We start from the raw sequence: 16,978 nt of genomic DNA on the forward strand, positions 1-16,978 counted from the left end.
GCCGGGCACTGTCGTCGTCCCCGCAGCACGCGACTACCGTGGGGCCATGAGCACAGCGAAGCCGCAGCGACCCGACCACATCGAGGTGCGCGGAGCGCGCGTGCACAACCTCCGCGGCCTCGACGTCGACATCCCGCTGGACCGCCTGGTCGCGATCGCCGGCGTCTCCGGCTCCGGCAAGTCCTCCCTCGCCATGGGCGTGGTCTACGCCGAGGGCTCCCGCCGCTACGTCGAGGCGCTGTCGACCTACACCCGCCGTCGCATGGCGCAGGCCCCGCGCGCGGACGTCGACGAGGTCGTGCACGTCCCCGCCGCGCTCGCGCTGCGCCAGCGGCCTGGGGTGCCGAGCGTCCGCTCCACCTTCGGCACCTCCACCGAGCTGCTGAACGTGCTGCGACTGATGTACTCGCGCCTGGCCTCCCACCTCTGCCCGAACGGGCACCGCGTCCCGCCCTCGCTGCTGGTCGCCGCCGAGGAGCCCTATCCCTGCCCGGAGTGCGGAGCGGACGTGGACCCGCCCGGCGCCGAGGCGCTCGCCTTCAACTCCGAGGGCGCCTGTCCCGCCTGCGAGGGCACCGGGATCGTGCGCGAGGTCGACGACGACACTCTGGTCCCGGATCCCTCGAAGACCCTCGACGAGGGCGCCGTGAAGCCCTGGAACATGTTCGGATGGAAGGTGCAGCCGGACATCGCCCGCGAGTTCGGGGTGCGCACCGACGTGCCCTGGCGGGACCTCGAGGACTGGGAGAAGGACATCGTCCTGGACGGCCCCGAGGAGAAGAAGGAGATCACGGTCCGCTCGAAGAAGGGCGCCCACGACCTCGACTTCACCTTCCGCAACGCCCGCCTCACCGTCACCGAGGAGCTGCGCCGCGCCCACGACGAGAAGCGCCTCGCCCGCGTCTCCCGCTTCCTGGTCGAGCGCACCTGCCCCGCCTGCGACGGCACGCGGCTCTCGCCCGCCGCCCGACGGCCCGAGATCGCGGGACTCGACCTGGCCGTCGCCTCTGCGATGACGCTCGACGAGCTCCTGGACTGGGCGCCGAGGATCATCGAGCCCCTCCCCTCCGAGATGCATCCGATGGCGCGCGGGCTGGTGGACCAGTTCCTGCAGATGGCGGAGCGGCTCGTCCACCTCGGCCTCGGCTATCTCTCCCTGGACCGGGCCGGCTCCACCCTCTCGACAGGGGAGCGCCAGCGCGCCCAGCTCGCCCGCGCCGTCCGCAACCGCACCACCGGCGTGCTCTACGTGCTCGACGAGCCCAGCATCGGCATGCACCCCTCGAACATCGACGGGCTCGTCGAGCTGATCGGCGACCTGCTCGCCGACGGGAACTCCGTGCTCGTCGTCGACCACGACGTGCAGCTGCTGCGCGAGGCCGACGAGATCCTCGAGATCGGCCCCGGCGCGGGCGGCGACGGCGGCACCGTCATCGCCCAGGGCAGCGTCGAGGAGATCACTGCCGACGCCGCCTCCCGGCTCGGCCCGTTCCTCGACGGCCGCGAGGAGATCGTCGTGCGCGAGCGCGCCGCCGAGCAGGACGTCTTCGCGCACGGCGCGATCCGCCTGGAGAGCGCGCCGCTGCACACCGTGAGGGAGCTCGACGTCCGCGTTCCCCGAGGCCGGCTCACCGCCGTCACCGGTGTCTCCGGCTCGGGCAAGACCACCCTGGTGCTCGAGACTCTCGTTCCCGCGCTGCGTGCGAGCAGCGAGGGTCGCGACCTGCCCGCTCATGTCCGTGCGCTCGAGGCCGACGGGGTCCGGCACGTCCACCGCATCGACGCGACCCCGATCGGCGTGAACGTCCGCTCGACCGTGGCCACCTACTCGGGTGTGCTGGACCCCCTGCGCCGCGAGTTCGCCCGCACCCCGGCCGCGCAGGAGCGCGGTCTGACCATGGGCGACTTCTCCTACAACACCGGCTCCCTGCGCTGTCCCCGCTGCGAGGGCACGGGCCGCGTCGAGCTCGACGTGCAGTTCCTGCCCGACGTCGACATCGACTGCCCCGACTGCGAGGGGAGCCGCTACGCCCCTGAGGCCTCGGAGATCCGGCGAGGGGACGTGACCCTGCCCGGCCTGCTCTCCGCCACCGTCGCCGAGGCGATCGAGCTCGTCGGCGACGTCCGCGCCGTCCGCCGCACCCTCGAGACCCTGGTCGATCTCGGGCTCGGCTATCTCACCCTGGGCGAGGACACCCCGGCCCTCTCGGGCGGCGAGGCGCAGCGGCTCAAGCTCGCCGGGCAGATGGGCCGCACCCAGCGCGACGCCGTGTTCGTCTTCGACGAGCCGAGCGTCGGCCTGCACCCGCTGGACGTGCGCACCCTCGTGCACGTCCTGGACCGGCTCGTCGACAACGGCGCGACCGTCGTGGTCATCGAGCACGACCTCGACCTGATCGCCAACGCCGACTGGGTGATCGACATGGGACCGGGCGGCGGGGCCGCGGGCGGCCGCCTCGTCGCCCACGGCACCCCCGAGCAGATCGCGGCCGACGAGAACAGCCTCACGGGCACCCATCTGCGCCGCCACCTGGGCGGATGACGGCGACGGGCACTCGGCCTGTGGAGAGCAAAGACGAGCCCCAGCACCCCAGAACTTCCACGGCACGCGAGCGGCGCTGCGGCCGGTGGACCTGATCACCGCAGGCCACCGCTCGAACTACCGCGACGACGTGGTCATGAACCACGCCTACTTCACCGCCCGCCGCGACGGCGGGGACCGGCCGCCGAGATCATCAACTAACGAGGGCGCGGACACCCCCACGGCTAGGCTGGCCGAGGCCGCGCGCAGAGGCGTGGCACCCCGGCACGAGGAGACCCCATGGCCCTGCACGAGATCACCCTCCCCTCCGCGAACGGTCGCGACGAGATCCAGGCCTGGCTGCACGTGCCCGCCGCAGAGCCCCGTGGCATCGTGCAGATCGTCCACGGGCTCGGCGAGCACTCCCGCCGCTACCTGCATGTGATCAGCGCCCTCGTCGACGACGGCTTCGCCGTCCTCGCGGGCGACCATGCAGGACACGGCGCGACCGCGATGCGCTCGGGCATCTGGGCGGACGCCGGGGACGACGCGGCGCGCGTCGTCGTCGAGGACGAGCTCGCGCTCCAGGCTCGTGCCCGCGATATCCTGCCCGGCCTGCCGCACGTCCTCTACGGCCACAGCTGGGGCTCGATGATCGCGCGAGTCGCCGCGACCGCACCGCAGGCGCAGCTCGCCGGACTGGTTCTCGGCGGGATCGCGGCCCAGATGCGAGGGATCGAGGCGAGCATCGACCGCGAGGCGCTCGCCGCCCTCGCCACCGGCGCGCAGCGGGCCGACCCCGCCCCCGAGGAGCTCGTCGGCCAGCTCTTCGACGGCTTCCTCGACCGCTTCGGCGAGAGCGCTGGGCCCACTGCCTGGGTCGCGCTCGACGAGGACGTCGTCGCCGACCACGGCCGCGACCCCCTCAACAACTTCGGCGCCCCGATGAGCGCCCGCTTCCTCCAGGGCTTCGTGGACATCTACGACCGGGCGAATTCCGAGGCGTTCTACTCCGACCTGCCTGCGGGACTGCCCGTACTGATCCTCGCCGGCGACCAGGACCCGGTGGCGAACTACGGCGAGGGTGCGCTCCACGTCGCCAACCGTCTGCACGAGGCCGGCCGCACCGACGTGCGCACCCGCGTCTACCCGGGCGTGCGCCACGAGGTCCACAACGAGCCCACCACCCGCGACGACGTCGTTCAGGAGATCCTCGCCTTCGCCGATCGCGTGACGGAGGCCTGAGGGGCTGGGCCGACGGACGGCGAGCGCGCCGAGCTACCGCCGTGCCGCCAGGTAGACCCGGATCGCCTCCAGCAGCTCGGCGAGATCCCGCTTCGACATCGCGAAGCCGTCGATCCTGCAGCGCTGCGCCGCCCCCGCGAGCCGCCGGTGCGCGCCGACGTCCCGGGGCGATGCCACGATGAGCGCATGGAACCCGACGACGTGCAATTCTTCCTCGCGCTCGAGGAGCAGGTGTGGCAGGCGCAGGTCACGGGGGAGGCCGCGGCCGAGCGGGAGCTGCTGCCGGGTGACTTCCTCGGCGTGGACACCGGCGGGTTCAACGACCTCGAGCGCCATCTCGACCAGCTGGCCGACGGCCCGATCACCGAGTCCTACGCGCTGTCCGAGGCACCGCTGCTGCGGGTGGGGGAGGACGCCGTGCTGCTGAGCTACCGCGCCGATGCCCGCGCCCCGGGCGAGCAGGCTGCGGAGACGTTCTTCATCACCTCGCTCTGGCAGCGTCGCGGGGATCGGTGGTGGAACACCTTCAGCCAGGACACCCCCGGCGCCCGCTGAGCTCGCTCAGCCCGTCGGCCCTGCTCCTCACGCACGTCCGTGCCGTGCTCCGTCCGCGCCGTGCTCCGGGAAGTCCCGGAAGTCTTCCGTGTGGGCCGGGGCTGCTTCTCTGTCTGACCGATGTTACGACTGGCCCTTCCTCGTGCCGTTGTCGCCGTCGCCGGCGGTGGTGTCGTCGGGGTCGGTGGGGGCGGCGTTCGCCTCGCCGGTGCCGTCGCCCGCGTTCTCCGGCTCCCAGCCGTCGGCCCAGGTGTCGGTCTCGAAGTCGTACCCCACGGGCCTGCCGTCCTCATCAGTACGGCGGTACCAGTCGGTGTAGTCCGCATGTGTGGACTCGACGTCCGCTCCGGCGCCGGTCCCGGGCGCGGAGGGGACCACCTGGAGCTCGAAGTCGTCGTCGTACTTGTCCACGCCCGTCACGATGGCGTTGCGCAGGGCGGTGTCCGCGTACTTCTCGCGCAGCGTGCGCGGATCGGTGCTCAGCTCCCGTAGCCAGGCGATGATCAGCAGCAGCACGATGATCGCGAAGGGCACCGCGGTGATGATCACCAGCGACTGCAGGCCCTGCAGCGCGGACTCGTCGCCCAGCAGCAGCATCACCAGGGCGATGCCGCCCATCACCATGCCCCAGAACACCACCAGCAGCTTGGGCGGGTTCTGACTGCCCCGCGTGGTGAGGATGCCCATCACCACCGAGGCCGAGTCCGCGGCGGTGATGAAGAAGATCGCCAGGATCGCCATGATCAGCACGGGCAGGACGTCTGCGAACGGCAGGTTCTCCACCATGTCGAAGAGCACCTGGGCCGGGTTGACCGTGTCGATCTCCCCGAGCTTCCCGTCGCGGTACATGGAGATGGCGGTGCCGCCCATCACGCCGTAGGCCACGAAGAGCAGGGCGGAGGGGATGAAGATGACGCCCAGGATGAACTGCCGGATCGTGCGCCCGCGGGAGATGCGAGCGATGAAGATGCCGACGAAGGGCGACCAGGAGATCCACCAGGCCCAGTAGTAGACGGTCCAGGCGGACTGGAAGTCGAGCGTGTCCTGGCCCCAGGAGGCCGAGCGGCCCATCATCTCCATCATCGAGTTGAAGTACTCCATGACCCCGGAGGGCACCAGGTTCAGCAGCAGCAGCGTGGGGCCGAGCAGGAAGATCAGCCCGGCGAAGCCGATCGTCAGCACGATGTTGGTGTTGGAGAGGTAGCGGATGCCGCGGGAGACACCCGAGACCGCCGAGATCACGAAGCCGATCGAGAGCACGGCGATGATCAGCACCAGCACCGTGTTGGTCAGCTCGGAGAGGCCGGAGACGATGACGACGCCCTCGCCGATCTGCAGGGCGGCGATGCCCAGGGCGGCGGCGGTGCCGAACAGGGTGGCGATGATCGCGAAGATGTCCACCAGCTGGCCGGCCCAGCCCTCGGAGCGCTTCTTCCCGAAGAAGCGCTCGAACACGGAGGACATCAGCAGGGTGCGGCCGCGTCGGTATGCGGAGTAGGCGACCGCGCCGCCCACCAGCGCGTAGATCGCCCAGGCGTGGAAGCCCCAGTGGAAGTAGGTCTGCGCCAGGGCCCGGTGCATGGCTCCGGTGGACTCCGGCTCATTCGTCAGCGGCGGCGGGGACAGGAAGTAGGTCAGCGGCTCCGAGGGGCCCCAGAACATCACGCCGATGCCGAGCCCGGCGGCGAACAGCATCGCCACCCAGCTGAAGGTCGAGAACTCGGGACGCTCATCGTCCTTGCCCAGCGGAATCTTGCCGTAGCGGGTGAAGGCCAGGACCAGCATGGTCACCAGCACGATGGTGGCGACGGCGTTGAACAGCCACCCCAGGTGCTCCATCACCCAGCCGTAGGCCGCGTTCGCGACCACGCTGACGCTGTCCGTGGCGACGATGCCCCAGATCACGAATCCGACGGCGAGGACCCCGGCCACGGCGAGGACGAACTTGTCGATGCTGTAGCGGCGGCGCTGCTCGTCGATGGCGATGCCGGGCACGAGGGCGGGGTGGATGTTGTGGGGGTACTTGGGGCGTGCGTAGTCGAAGGTCGCCAGCTTGTCCGAGCGGCGGGCGGCTCGACGTCGCGGCGCGGAGCGCTGGGTCTGCTCCGTTCTCTGGTGGGGGTCGTCCTCGGTGTTCACAAGGTCTCCGTTCGTGGGGAGTGGGGGAAGCGAATCGTGGTGCGGGTGCTGCAACGCCGGGCAGGACCGATGGACGGCCCTGCCCGGCGCGGTCTCGGGGCACGGTCTCGCGGAGGGGGCACGGCCTCGCGGAGTGCGCGGATCAGGCCCCGTGGGGGCGGATCAGGCCTGCTGCTCGCGGATCAGGTCCGCGGCGCGCTCGCCGATCAGCATCGTAGTGATGTTGGGATTCACCGCGACCAGCTGCGGCATGACCGAGCCGTCCACGACCCGCAGGCCCTTCACACCCTTGACCCGCAGCTGCGGGTCCAGCGGCGACATCTCGTCGTCGGCCGCGCCCATCCGCACCGTCCCGGCCGGGTGGTAGACGGTGTTGTGCGTCTTCGCGACGTAGTCGGCGATCTCCTCGTCGCTCTGCACGTCCTCGCCCGGGAACAGCTCCCGGCCGCGGTAGGCGTCCATCCCGGACTGGGAGACGATCTCGCGGGCCTTGCGGATGCCCGCGACGGCCACGCGCATGTCGTGGCCCTCCTCGTCGGTGAAGTAGCGCGGATCGACCTTCGGCTTGTCGCGGTAGTCGATCGAGCGCAGGCGCACCGTGCCGCGGGAGCGGGCGTGGGTGACGTTCGGAGTCAGGGCGAAGGACTCCGGGGAGGTGGGGTAGCCCTGGCGGCGGGTGTGCATGTCGAAGGGCACCGAGCCGTAGTGCATCATCAGGTCCGGCAGGTCCAGGCCCTCCTCGGTGGGGGTGAAGATCCCGATCTCCCACCACTGGGTGGACTCGCGCGTCATCTTCTGCGTCGACTCCCAGGAGATGACCGCCTCGGGGTGGTCCTGCAGGTTCGAGCCGACGCCGGGGGAGTCCACGCGCAACTCGATGCCCACCTCACGCAGGTGATCGGCGGGGCCGATCCCCGAGAGCATCAGCAGCTTCGGCGAGTCGATCGCGCCGGCGGAGAGGATGACCTCCTTGCGGGCGTGCATGATCGAGGAGCGGTCGAAGGCGTTGTCGATGTACTCCACGCCCGTGGCCCGCTGGTCCTCGTCGAAGAGGACCTGCATGACCTGGTGCCCGGTGAGGACGTGCAGGTTCTCCCGGTCCCGGATCGGGTGGAGGTAGGAGACGGAGGAGGAGGCGCGGGTGCCGTCGGCCTGGCGGTTGACCTGGAACCAGTTCGCGCCGTTGACGACGGTGGAGAAGTCGTTGAAGCGGGCGCGGGGGATCCCGGCCTGCTCGCACGCGTCGAGCAGGGCGATGCCGAGCTTGTCGTCGGCCGGGGCGTCCATCAGCTCGACGGGGCCCTCGCTGCCGTGGCCGGCGCCCTCGCGGTCGCGGTTGTTCTCCAGCCGCTCGATCAGCGGGAGCATGTCCTTGAAGCCCCAGCCCTCGGCGCCGAGGCGCTCCCACAGGTCCATGTCCTCCGCCGGCGGGTGGAAGGCGATGCAGGAGTTGTGGGAGGAGCATCCGCCCAGCACCTTCGCCCGGGCGTGGCGCATGAAGGAGTTGCCGTTCTCCTGCGGCTCGATCGGGTAGTCCCAGTCCAGCCCCGACTCCAGCAGCTCGGGCCAGCGCTTCAGCTGCAGCACCTCCTCGTGGTCGAGGTCGTGCGGGCCGGCCTCGAGCAGAGCCACCTCGAGGCTCGGGTCCTCGCTCAGGCGGGCGGCGACGACGGCTCCGGCGGAGCCGCCGCCGACCACGATGTAGTCGTACTCGGCGATGGGGTTCTCGGACGTGAGGTCCTTGCTGGTCATCTCTCCTGCTTCCTGATGAAGGGGACGGTGGGGACGTGCGAGGGGCGCACGCTCCCGCGTACCGGACCGGGGCGCGCGGGAGCGAACACGCGCGCGGTCATCCCTTGCGGGGGAACCAGCCGGAGACGGCCGGCTCGGTGTTCTGGTAGATGTGCTTGGCCTCGGTGTACTCCTCGAGACCCGTGGCGCCGAGCTCGCGCCCGAACCCGGACATCTTGAAGCCGCCCCACTCCGCCTGCGGCAGGTAGGGGTGGTAGTCGTTGATCCAGATCGTGCCGTGGCGCAGCGCGCGCGAGACCCGGTTCGCGGTGCCCGCGTCGGAGGTCCACACCGCGCCGGCCAGGCCGTACTCGGTGTGGTTGGCGATCTCGATCGCCTCCTGCTCGGTGGAGAAGGTCTCCACCGTGATCACCGGGCCGAAGCCCTCCTCGATCACGGCAGGGTTGTCCCGGGTGCAGCGGTCCAGCACCGTCGGGGCGTAGAAGAAGCCCTTCTCGTGCTCGGGGCCGCCCCAGTGGCCGCCGGTGCGCAGCCGCGCCCCGGCCTCGACGCCGCGCTTCACGTAGTCGGTGACCTTCTCGCGGTGGGCCTTCGAGATCAGCGGACCGGTCTCCGCGCTCTCGTCGAAGGGGCCGCCCATGACGATGCCCTCGGCGCGGGCGACGAGGTCGTCGACGAACCGCTCGGCGATGGACTCGTGGATGATCAGACGCGTGCCCGCCGAGCACACCAGGCCCGAGTCGAGGAAACCGGCGTTCAGCGCGTTGTCGAGCGCCGCCTCGTAGTCCGCGTCGGCGAAGACGACGTTGGGGTTCTTCCCGCCGAGCTCGAGCGCGACCTTCTTGATGCCCTTCGCAGCGGACTCGGCGATCTTCCGCCCGGTGACCAGGCCGCCCGTGAAGGAGACCAGGTCGATCTCCGGGTGGGAGGACAGCGGGGCGCCGACGGTGCCGCCGTCGCCGAGCACCAGGTTCGCCACGCCCTTGGGGAGCCCGAGCTCGTCGAGCACCTCCATCATCAGCATCGTGGTGTGCGGGGTGAGCTCGGCGGGCTTGATCACGAAGGCGTTGCCGGCCGCGAGGGCGGGCGCGATCTTCCACGCGGCCTGCAGCAGCGGGAAGTTCCACGGCGTGATCATGCCGCACACGCCGACGGGCTCGCGGACCACGCGGGAGATCACCGAGGCATCCCCCGCGTCGACCAGACGGCCCGGGTCCTGGTCGGCGATCTTCCCGAAGTAGCGGAAGCAGGAGGCGATGTCGTCCATGTCGCCCTCGGCCTCGACCAGACGCTTGCCGGTGTCCTGCGCCTCGGCGCGGGCGAACTCGTCCTTCCGCTCGGCCAGGCGGCCCGCGACGCGCAGCAGGAAGTCGCCGCGCCGGGCGGCCGGGGTGCCGGACCACTCGCCGCGCTCGAAGGCGGCGCGGGCGGCGAGGATCGCGCGCTCGACGTCCTCGGCGTCGGCCTCGGAGACCACGCCCACCTCGGTGCCGTCGGCCGGACAGGTGATCGAGCGGGTCTCACCGGTGGAGGACGGCACCCAGGCGCCGTCGATGAACAGGGTCGCGGGGCTCTCAGTCATGGTTCTCCTTCGTCGTCCGCGCGGTGGCGGGGTCGGTGGGCTGGTCGGGCTGGGTCGCATCGGACCGGTGGTCCTCCCCCTGGGCGCCCTCGGGCTCGGCGTCGACGTGGTCGGCGTCGTCCCAGGTGTCCGGGGCGGTGACAGGGATCGTGCCGGTGGCGGTGCCGATCTCGTCGCTCATCGTCAGGTACATGATGTGAGCGTCGTAGGCGTCCAGGACGTCGCTGATGACCTGCTCCTTCGTGTACCCCATGATGTCGCGTCCGCGGGAGCCGGTGCGCGAGAAGATCTCGATGCGGTAGTAGACGTCCCGCACGGTGGAGAGGTTCGCGGCGAAGCTCGGCACCGAGTACGCGACCGGGTAGGCCTGATACTTGAAGTCCTCGGCATGCGGGAACGAGACGACCAGGTCGATGTACGGCACGCCGTAGTCGGGATGTTCGCCGCGATGGCAGGAGACGTCCGCGCCGAGGGCGCGCAGCTCCGAGGCGACCTCCTCGACGGCGGGGGTCGCGACCTCCGCCACGAAGGCGCGGGCCCTGCCCTCGTCGGCGTAGGACATGCGGCCCCGCAGGCGCTGCTGCCACGGGACGCGGTCGTGGGACTCGCCGCCGCGCACCCGGGAGGTGAGCACGCCGGGCAGGGCCGCGGTGCGGGCGTCGAGGTCCATCTGCTCGGTGCGCAGCACCTTCCACAGGCTGAACATCACCAGGTACACCAGGATCGACAGCGGCAGGCCCACCACCACGGTCGCGGCCTGGAGGGTGTACACCCCGTCGATGAAGAGCATCACGAGGGTGAGCGCGCCGGTGATCACGGCCCATACGATCCGCAGCCAGGGCGGGCCGTCGGAGTCCGTGCTGGAGGCCTTCGAGGTCATGTTCGCCATCACCAGCGAGCCGGAGTCCGCGGAGGTGACGTAGAAGAACAATCCCGTCACCACGGCGAGCGAGACGGTGAAGAGCGCACCCGGGTACTGCTCGAGCAGGTTGAAGAAGCCGGACTCGGGCTGGTTCACGGCGAGGTCGAGGAAGTCTCCGTCGCCTGCGAAGCTCAGCGCCGCGTTCCCGAAGATCGACACCCACAGCAGGATGAACGAGAAGGGGATCAGCAGCACGCCGACGACGAACTCGCGAAGGGTGCGGCCACGGGAGATGCGCGCCAGGAACAGGCTCACGAAGGGCGCCCAGGCGATCCACCACGCCCAGAAGAACAGGGTCCAGTCCGCCATCCACTGGTCGGAGGGGTAGTCGGCGGCGCCGTCGGTGTAGGCGAAGGTGTTCATCATCATCCCGGGGAAGCGGGAGAAGAAGTCGCCGATGTTCTGGACGAGGGCGTTGAGCAGCTGGTGGGTCTGCCCGGAGAAGAGCACCCAGAGCATCAGTGCGATCGCCAGCAGCACGTTGAGCTCGGAGAGGCGACGGATGCCCTTGTCGACGCCGGAGACGGTCGAGACGATCGTGATGCCGACCGCGAGCGCCATCAGAGCGATCTGCACCGCGATCGAGTTCGGGATCCCGAACAGGGCGGAGAGCCCGTAGTTCAGGAACACCACGCCGATGCCGAGGGAGACGGAGATCCCGAAGATCGTGCCGATCGTCGAGCCGATCTCGGCGACATGGCCGACGGCGCCGTGGATGCGCCGGCCGAAGATCGGTGCGAGCGCCGAGCGGATCGACAGCGGCAGGTGGTAGCGATAGGCGAACAGGCCGAAGGCCATGCCCATCAGCGCGTACATCGCCCAGCCGGGGATGCCGTAGTGGAAGATCGTCCAGATCGTCGCCATCCGGGCGGCCTCGTCGGAGCCGGGCGGCGCATCGGGCGGGGTGAGGATGTTGGTGGCCGGGCCCGAGATGCCGAAGAACATCAGGTCCACGCCGATGCCGGCGGCGAACAGCATCGCCGCCCAGGTGAAGAGGTTGTACTTCGGCACGGAGTGGTCCGGGCCCATCCGGGTGCGGCCCACGCGGGAGAGCGCCACGAGCAGCACGAAGACGACCACGATCGCGGCGGTCAGGACGTAGTACCAGCCGAAGTTCGTCGCGATCCAGCCCATCGACCCGAAGATCGCGGTCTCGGCGGCGCCGGGCCAGATCGCGGCGAACAGCACGAACGCCACGATGATCACGGAGGTGCCGACGAAGACCGGCAGGTTCACGCGGGAGTGCGCGGGCCGAGCACCTCCCTCCTTCTGTGCGCTGGGGGCGGGCGGGGCCTCGGCCATCACGATCCTCTCGGTCGACGCTCGGGACAGGACCGCTCGCGGCGCGGGCGATCCGACGGGGGAGTTCCGGCTCGGCGAGCGAGGACCGCTGCTCCTGCGCGGACGCTGTCCCTGACCGCCGACCGAGCATGACTCTAGGAACGGATTGTCGGATGCTCCAGTTCTCTGGACGATTCGTGAGGAACCAGTCAGGCAGCTGCGCGGGATTGCCGGGATCGACCGGGGATCGCCCTGACCTGCGCAGTGAGGCGGCAGATGGACTCCTTCGTCCTGCGATGTCCGTGCGCTCCCCGGCCCGCGCGCGCCGTCGGGCAGGCGAGGAGGGTGGCCGCGCTCACGTCCGGGAGCGCAGGGACGCGAGCATCGCGGGCAGGATCGCGACCGCGGCGCCGGCCAGGCACAGCACGCCGCCGAGCGCGGCGAGCGGCGGCGGCACCTCGCCGAGGACCGTCCAGGCGAGCACCACCGTGATCGCGGGGACGATCAGGGAGGAGGAGGTGAGCACCCCGGCCGGCGTGTGGGTGAGGGCGTAGCCCCACAGCAGGAAGGCGGCCGCGGTGGGCAGCACGCCCATGTACACCACCGCCGCGATCGCCGAGGCCGGGGCACGGCTCAGCTCCGCGACGAGCTGCGGGGCGAAGGGCAGGCAGGCCAGCATCCCCGCCGTCATCCCGACGACGGTCATCGAGGTCGAGTCGATGTGGGCCAGCAGCGGCTTCTGCCCAAGCACGCTGCCGGCGTAGAGCACGGCCGCGAGCAGCCCGAGCACGAGCCCCGGTCCCTCCACGTGCCCGGTCGAGGTGGCCAGGGTGATCAGCCCGATCCCGCACAGCGCGATCACGACGCCGACGAGCAGCCGCAGGGACAGTCCCTCGCCGAGCAGCACGCCGGAGGCGACGGCCACGATCAGCGGCGCGAGATTCACGAGCATCGCGGCGGTCGCGGGATCCAGGAACAGCTCCGAGGCGTTGAGCACCACCGAGTACACGCAGAACCAGGCCACGCCCCAGGCGAGCACCCCGGCCCACATCCTGCCGTTCCGCGGCGTCCGCACCCGCCCGGTCAGCACGAGCGGGAGCATCACCAGCACCGCGGTCACCATCCGCAGCAGCGTCATCGCGCCGGGGGAGAGGTGCGCACCGGAGAAGCGGATGACGATGAAGGAGGACGCCCACAGCAGCATCACCGCGGCGGCGGCGAGCCAGGGCAGCGCCGGGCGGGACGGTGCGGCGGGGGCGACGGGGGACGGCATGCCTCCATCGTGCTCCTCGGTCGGACGCGAGGGCGAAACGCCGGCGCGGGTCTCACGGCTCGGTCGGCCCGCCCGCAGGTCGGAAGGCCCTGTCGCCGGGCGGCGCGGGCGTCCCGCCTGCTGTCGGGCGGTGCGGTCCGCTCAGCCGGCGGCGGCCTCGAGCCGGGCGACGTCGAGCTTCGTCTGCGTCATCATCTCGCGCGTCACCGCCTCGGCGTGCGGGCCCTGCAGCAGCTCGTTCAGCCGCTGCGGGATCACCTGCCAGGACAGGCCGAAGCGGTCACGGCACCAGCCGCACTGCGACTCCGCGCCGCCGTCGGCGATCAGCGCCTCCCACAGCCGGTCGACCTCCTCCTGCGACTCGACGGTGAGCATGATCGAGACCGCCTCCGACAACGGGAAGGCGGGCCCGCCGTTCAGCCGCGTGTACGGCACCCCGCCGAGCACCAGGTCGACGGTGAGCGCCTGACCGGTCATATCGGGACCGTCCGGCGGGCCGCCGCCGGCCTCGTAGACGGTGCGCTGGAGGATCCGGGAGTCCTCGACGAGGGAGACGTAGAACTCGGCGGCCTCGTCGATGCGGCCGTCGAACCAGAGACAGGTGCCGATGGTGGTCATGGGGCTGTCCTCCTGCAGTGTCGGTGCTGCGGGTCGGTGCGGGCCGGCGGCCCGTCGTGCGCTCACAGTAGAGCCGTGGCGCCGCCGCAGGTAGGTCCGATCCTGCGCACTGCGGGCCCTGCCCGCCGCGGAGGGGCGGGTCTATCGTGCGCGGCATGAGCATCCACATGGAGAACGTCGGGATCGCGGTACGTGATCTCGAGGAGGCGATCGCCTTCTTCACCGACCTGGGCCTGACCGTGCTCGGGACCGACACCGTGCAGGGCGAATGGGCGTCGACCGCCGTGGGGCTGGACGACAACCACGCGCGGATCGCGCTGCTCGGACTGCCCGACGGGAGCGGGCAGCTGGAGCTGTTCGAGTACCTCCACCCCGAGGCGATCGAGACCGCCCCGACGCAGCCGCACGAGATCGGCATGCACCGCGTCGCCTTCCGGGTCGAGGACCTCGACGCGGCGCTCGAGATCGCGGCGCGTCACGGCTGCCGTCCCGTGCGGGGCGTGGCGACCTACGAGGACGTCTACCGCCTGACCTACCTGCGCGGCCCGAGCGGGATCCTGGTCATGCTCGCCGAGCAGCTCGGCGGGACCGGGGACTGAGCCGGAGGGCCGGCGGCGGGCGAGGCGACCGGAGGAGCGGCCGACGGGACGCGGTGCGGCGTGCCATCGGGCTCGTCGGCCTTCAGGCGCTCGCCGGGTTCCAGCCGAGCGCCGGTCCGAGGCGGGTGGCGATGTCGGTGAGGATCTGCACGTAGTCCTCGTGGGAGAAGCTGAAGGGGAGCGCGAAGGCGACTTCGTCGACCTCGCGGAAGCCCTCGTGCGCCCACAGCTGCTCGGCGATCTCCTCGCTCGTGCCCACCAGGTCCGGGGCGAACATCAACCGGCGCGGACCCTGCGGGGTGCGGGTGCGCGGGAGGCGCTCGGCGGCATAGGAGCGGTAGCGCTCCGCCTGGGCGGCCGAGGCCGAGTCGGTGGGGATCACGACCAGGCCCTGCGAGGCGCGGGTGCCGCCCGCGGCACGGAAGGCGCGGATCTGTGCGGCCTGGACCGCGGCGAAGTCCGGCTCCTCGTCGGGACCGGGGAAGAGGACGCTGGAGGAGAGCAGGTGCAGGCCGTGCTCCCCGGCCCAGACGGCGGAGTCGAGGGACCCGGCGCCGTACCAGAGCCGCTCTCGCAGACCGGGGGAGTGGGGCTCGACGCGGGAGGAGTACTCCTCGACCACGCCCTGCTTCCCCTCCAGCTCCCGCACCCGCTCGCCGGCGAGCAGGCCCGCGAGACGCTCCACTTGGTCTTGGAGAAGTCCTCGACCTCGGCGGTGTCCGGGTAGAGGGCGTCCTTGACGGTGTCGTACTGCATCGGGGTGCCGACGCTGACGCCGGGATTGATCCGGCCGCCGGAGAGCACGTCGACGGTCGCGAGGTCCTCCGCGAGGCGCAGCGGGTTCTCCCAGCCCAGCGGCGTCACCGCGGTGCCCAGCTCGATCCGGGAGGTGCGCTGGCTCGCCGCGGCCATCACCGCGATCGGGGAGGAGATCCCGAACTGCAGGTGGCGGTGGCGCAGCCAGGCGCTGTCGAGGCCGAGCTCCTCGCCGAGCTCGATGAGCGACAGGGTCGACTCGTGCCCGACCGCGGGATCGGCCGGATCGAACAGGCCGATGGTGAGGAAGCCGAGGCGGCGCAGGGGACGGGAGCGATCGGGCATCGAGGACCTTCCGGAGCAGGGCGCCCTGGGGCGCGGTGCGCTCATCGTAGCCAGCGACGCTCCCCGGTGATCAGCCGCGGTCGAGCAGACGCTCGAGCGGGATCGTGCCGTCCTGCCAGGGGGTCAGCAGCCACACCGCGAGATACGCGCCGACGCCGAGCACGGGCAGCAGGAAGGAGGCGAGCACGAGCAGGCGCATGAGCCACACGTTCAGTCCGGTGAGCTCGGCGAGGCCGCCGGCGATGCCGCCGAGGATGCGCTGGGGGCCGCGGCGGAATCGGAAGCCGCGGAGGGTCGCGAAGATGGAGTTCATGGGATCGAGGCTAGGCGCGGTCGCGGCCTCTCGGCACTGGGGCTGGCCCCCGTCCTCGGCGCGGGATTCCCGCTCCTGCGCCGGGCGGGGCCCGGGCGGCGGGGACCGGGCCGCAGCTCCCGGGCCCGGCTGCTGCGGCCCGGTCCTGTCATTCCTCCTCGCCGGCGGGCCAGGCGTTCGGTGTGCATCCCTGCAGGTCGATGGACTGCTGGAGCATGACCGGGGCGGGTGCGCCCTCGGCCGGGCAGCTCGCGTGGCCGTGGCCGAGGAAGTGCCCCACCTCGTGGTTGATCATGTACGCGCGGTACTCGGCGAGGTCGTCGTAGGTGGGGGTCGCGTGCAGCCAGCGGTCGGAGTTCAGCGCCACCTCGGGCCCGATCCGGCAGCTCCACAGCCCGCCTGTCCTCGCCGGCAGGCACATCTCGTCGACCGTGGGCGGGGAGCCGATCGAGATCGTGAACTCCGCCTCCGCCGGGTCCGCGACCCGGTGGAAGACGACGTCGGCCGGGCCCTGCCAGCCGCGCTCGTCGGCGAGCACGGCGGCGATCTCCTCTGCGGCCTCCTCGGCATCGACGCCGATCCCGTCCTCGACGCGCACCGCGTAGGTGCGCAGCACGCCCTCGGTCGGCGCGTCCCCCGCCGCGGCGGCGATGGTCCAGGTCCCGGCGCCGACGGTCCCGCTGCGCACCATCTCCTCGTCACCGCCCGCCTCCGGGGACTCCGCCTCGGGGGTCCCCTCCGCCGCGTCGTCGGTCGGCGTCGCCTCCTCGCCAGAGGCCTCTTCGCCGGTCGGCCCCGCCGCCGGGGCGTCGTCCTCCGCCGTGCTCCCGCCGCCCTCGTCGGAGGCGGCGGGCGTCTCCTCATGCTCCGGGGCCGCGGTCTCCGCGGCCGTGCCGCCGTCCTGCTGCTCCGTCGACCTGCCCGCCCCGCGCACGAGCGAGACGAGCAGCAGCACCAGCGCGATCACGACCAGCAGCACGAGCGCTGTGCGCACGAGGCGACCCCGCCTCGTCAGGCGGAGGACGGGGCGGTGCGGTGCGGGCTCGGTCACCCCTCGAGAGTACGGGCGAGGTCCCT

General features: G+C 71.5%; 14 protein-coding genes and 1 pseudogene. 5 read left to right on the forward strand and 10 right to left on the reverse strand.

From position 1 onward, the window contains the following. The first annotated feature begins 46 nt into the window (after nucleotides 1-46). From RBL05_RS15020 to RBL05_RS15030, 3 genes are all read left to right on the forward strand, one after another. Nucleotides 47-2,542: an excinuclease ABC subunit UvrA gene (locus RBL05_RS15020; protein WP_308738797.1), complete on the forward strand. Its 2,496-nt coding sequence runs from the start codon at nucleotides 47-49 to the stop codon at nucleotides 2,540-2,542. Nucleotides 2,543-2,627: 85 nt separating this feature from the next. Then, nucleotides 2,628-2,966 carry a hypothetical protein gene (locus tag RBL05_RS16970; RefSeq protein ID WP_412523771.1) on the forward strand — a complete coding sequence of 113 codons (339 nt, stop codon included), beginning with the start codon at nucleotides 2,628-2,630 and terminating at the stop codon, nucleotides 2,964-2,966. Next, a complete protein-coding gene (locus RBL05_RS15030; RefSeq protein ID WP_412523794.1) occupies nucleotides 2,882-3,766 on the forward strand; it encodes an alpha/beta fold hydrolase in 885 nt (294 codons plus the stop codon). Before RBL05_RS16970 ends, RBL05_RS15030 begins: the two co-directional genes overlap by 85 nt. Nucleotides 3,767-3,799: 33 nt before the next feature. Here the strand turns inward: RBL05_RS15030 and RBL05_RS15035 are convergent, their stop codons facing one another. Next, nucleotides 3,800-3,943, reverse strand: coding sequence for a hypothetical protein (locus RBL05_RS15035; RefSeq protein ID WP_308738795.1), 144 nt, complete (start codon nucleotides 3,941-3,943; stop codon nucleotides 3,800-3,802). A 9-nt stretch (nucleotides 3,944-3,952) separates the two neighbouring features. On the opposite strand from RBL05_RS15035, the gene RBL05_RS15040 reads away from it, so the two are divergent. After that, the gene (locus RBL05_RS15040; RefSeq protein WP_308738794.1) at nucleotides 3,953-4,321 is read left to right on the forward strand and encodes a nuclear transport factor 2 family protein; all 369 of its coding nucleotides are present in this window, start codon (nucleotides 3,953-3,955) and stop codon (nucleotides 4,319-4,321) included. 123 nt (nucleotides 4,322-4,444) lie between these two features. Here the strand turns inward: RBL05_RS15040 and RBL05_RS15045 are convergent, their stop codons facing one another. From RBL05_RS15045 to RBL05_RS15070, 6 genes are all read right to left on the reverse strand, one after another. Further along, nucleotides 4,445-6,460, reverse strand: a complete 2,016-nt coding sequence (locus tag RBL05_RS15045) for a BCCT family transporter (protein WP_308738793.1) — start codon at nucleotides 6,458-6,460, stop codon at nucleotides 4,445-4,447. Between the two features lie 162 nt (nucleotides 6,461-6,622). After that, a complete protein-coding gene (locus RBL05_RS15050; protein ID WP_308738792.1) occupies nucleotides 6,623-8,212 on the reverse strand; it encodes a GMC family oxidoreductase in 1,590 nt (529 codons plus the stop codon). A gap of 97 nt (nucleotides 8,213-8,309) precedes the next feature. Continuing rightward, nucleotides 8,310-9,794 (reverse strand): aldehyde dehydrogenase family protein, encoded by a 1,485-nt coding sequence (locus RBL05_RS15055; RefSeq protein WP_308738791.1) that lies wholly within the window; start codon nucleotides 9,792-9,794, stop codon nucleotides 8,310-8,312. Continuing rightward, a complete protein-coding gene (gene betT, locus RBL05_RS15060) occupies nucleotides 9,787-12,018 on the reverse strand; it encodes a choline BCCT transporter BetT (RefSeq protein WP_308738790.1) in 2,232 nt (743 codons plus the stop codon). Before betT ends, RBL05_RS15055 begins: the two co-directional genes overlap by 8 nt. A gap of 334 nt (nucleotides 12,019-12,352) precedes the next feature. Further along, nucleotides 12,353-13,270, reverse strand: coding sequence for a DMT family transporter (locus RBL05_RS15065; RefSeq protein ID WP_308738789.1), 918 nt, complete (start codon nucleotides 13,268-13,270; stop codon nucleotides 12,353-12,355). Nucleotides 13,271-13,411: 141 nt separating this feature from the next. Beyond that, entirely contained in the window at nucleotides 13,412-13,888 is a 477-nt protein-coding gene (locus RBL05_RS15070) for a VOC family protein (protein WP_308738788.1), read from the reverse strand. A gap of 155 nt (nucleotides 13,889-14,043) precedes the next feature. Here RBL05_RS15070 and RBL05_RS15075 point away from each other — a divergent pair, with 155 nt between their 5' ends. Beyond that, nucleotides 14,044-14,487, forward strand: coding sequence for a VOC family protein (locus RBL05_RS15075; RefSeq protein ID WP_308738787.1), 444 nt, complete (start codon nucleotides 14,044-14,046; stop codon nucleotides 14,485-14,487). Between the two features lie 82 nt (nucleotides 14,488-14,569). On the opposite strand, the pseudogene RBL05_RS15080 reads toward RBL05_RS15075, so the two are convergent. The 3 genes and pseudogenes from RBL05_RS15080 to RBL05_RS15090 form a co-directional block, all read right to left on the reverse strand. Further along, nucleotides 14,570-15,588 (reverse strand): annotated as a pseudogene (locus tag RBL05_RS15080) (LLM class flavin-dependent oxidoreductase). Nucleotides 15,589-15,658: 70 nt separating this feature from the next. Continuing rightward, entirely contained in the window at nucleotides 15,659-15,901 is a 243-nt protein-coding gene (locus RBL05_RS15085) for a PspC domain-containing protein (RefSeq protein ID WP_308738786.1), read from the reverse strand. Nucleotides 15,902-16,049: 148 nt separating this feature from the next. Further along, the gene (locus RBL05_RS15090; protein ID WP_308738785.1) at nucleotides 16,050-16,952 is read right to left on the reverse strand and encodes a DUF3152 domain-containing protein; all 903 of its coding nucleotides are present in this window, start codon (nucleotides 16,950-16,952) and stop codon (nucleotides 16,050-16,052) included. Nucleotides 16,953-16,978: the final 26 nt, after the last annotated feature.

The sequence above is a fragment of the Brachybacterium sp. GU-2 genome, from assembly GCF_030866705.2.
In the GTDB taxonomy this organism is placed as follows: Bacteria; Actinomycetota; Actinomycetes; order Actinomycetales; family Dermabacteraceae; genus Brachybacterium; species Brachybacterium conglomeratum.

Coding starts and splice junctions, on each gene's coding strand:
- RBL05_RS15020 (WP_308738797.1), top strand. CDS start 47: ATGAGCACAGCGAAGCCGCAGCGACCCGACCACATCGAGGTGCGCGGA.
- RBL05_RS15040 (WP_308738794.1), top strand. CDS start 3,953: ATGGAACCCGACGACGTGCAATTCTTCCTCGCGCTCGAGGAGCAGGTG.
- RBL05_RS15050 (WP_308738792.1), bottom strand. CDS start 8,212: ATGACCAGCAAGGACCTCACGTCCGAGAACCCCATCGCCGAGTACGAC.
- RBL05_RS15055 (WP_308738791.1), bottom strand. CDS start 9,794: ATGACTGAGAGCCCCGCGACCCTGTTCATCGACGGCGCCTGGGTGCCG.
- betT (WP_308738790.1), bottom strand. CDS start 12,018: ATGGCCGAGGCCCCGCCCGCCCCCAGCGCACAGAAGGAGGGAGGTGCT.
- RBL05_RS15065 (WP_308738789.1), bottom strand. CDS start 13,270: ATGCCGTCCCCCGTCGCCCCCGCCGCACCGTCCCGCCCGGCGCTGCCC.
- RBL05_RS15070 (WP_308738788.1), bottom strand. CDS start 13,888: ATGACCACCATCGGCACCTGTCTCTGGTTCGACGGCCGCATCGACGAG.
- RBL05_RS15075 (WP_308738787.1), top strand. CDS start 14,044: ATGAGCATCCACATGGAGAACGTCGGGATCGCGGTACGTGATCTCGAG.
- RBL05_RS15085 (WP_308738786.1), bottom strand. CDS start 15,901: ATGAACTCCATCTTCGCGACCCTCCGCGGCTTCCGATTCCGCCGCGGC.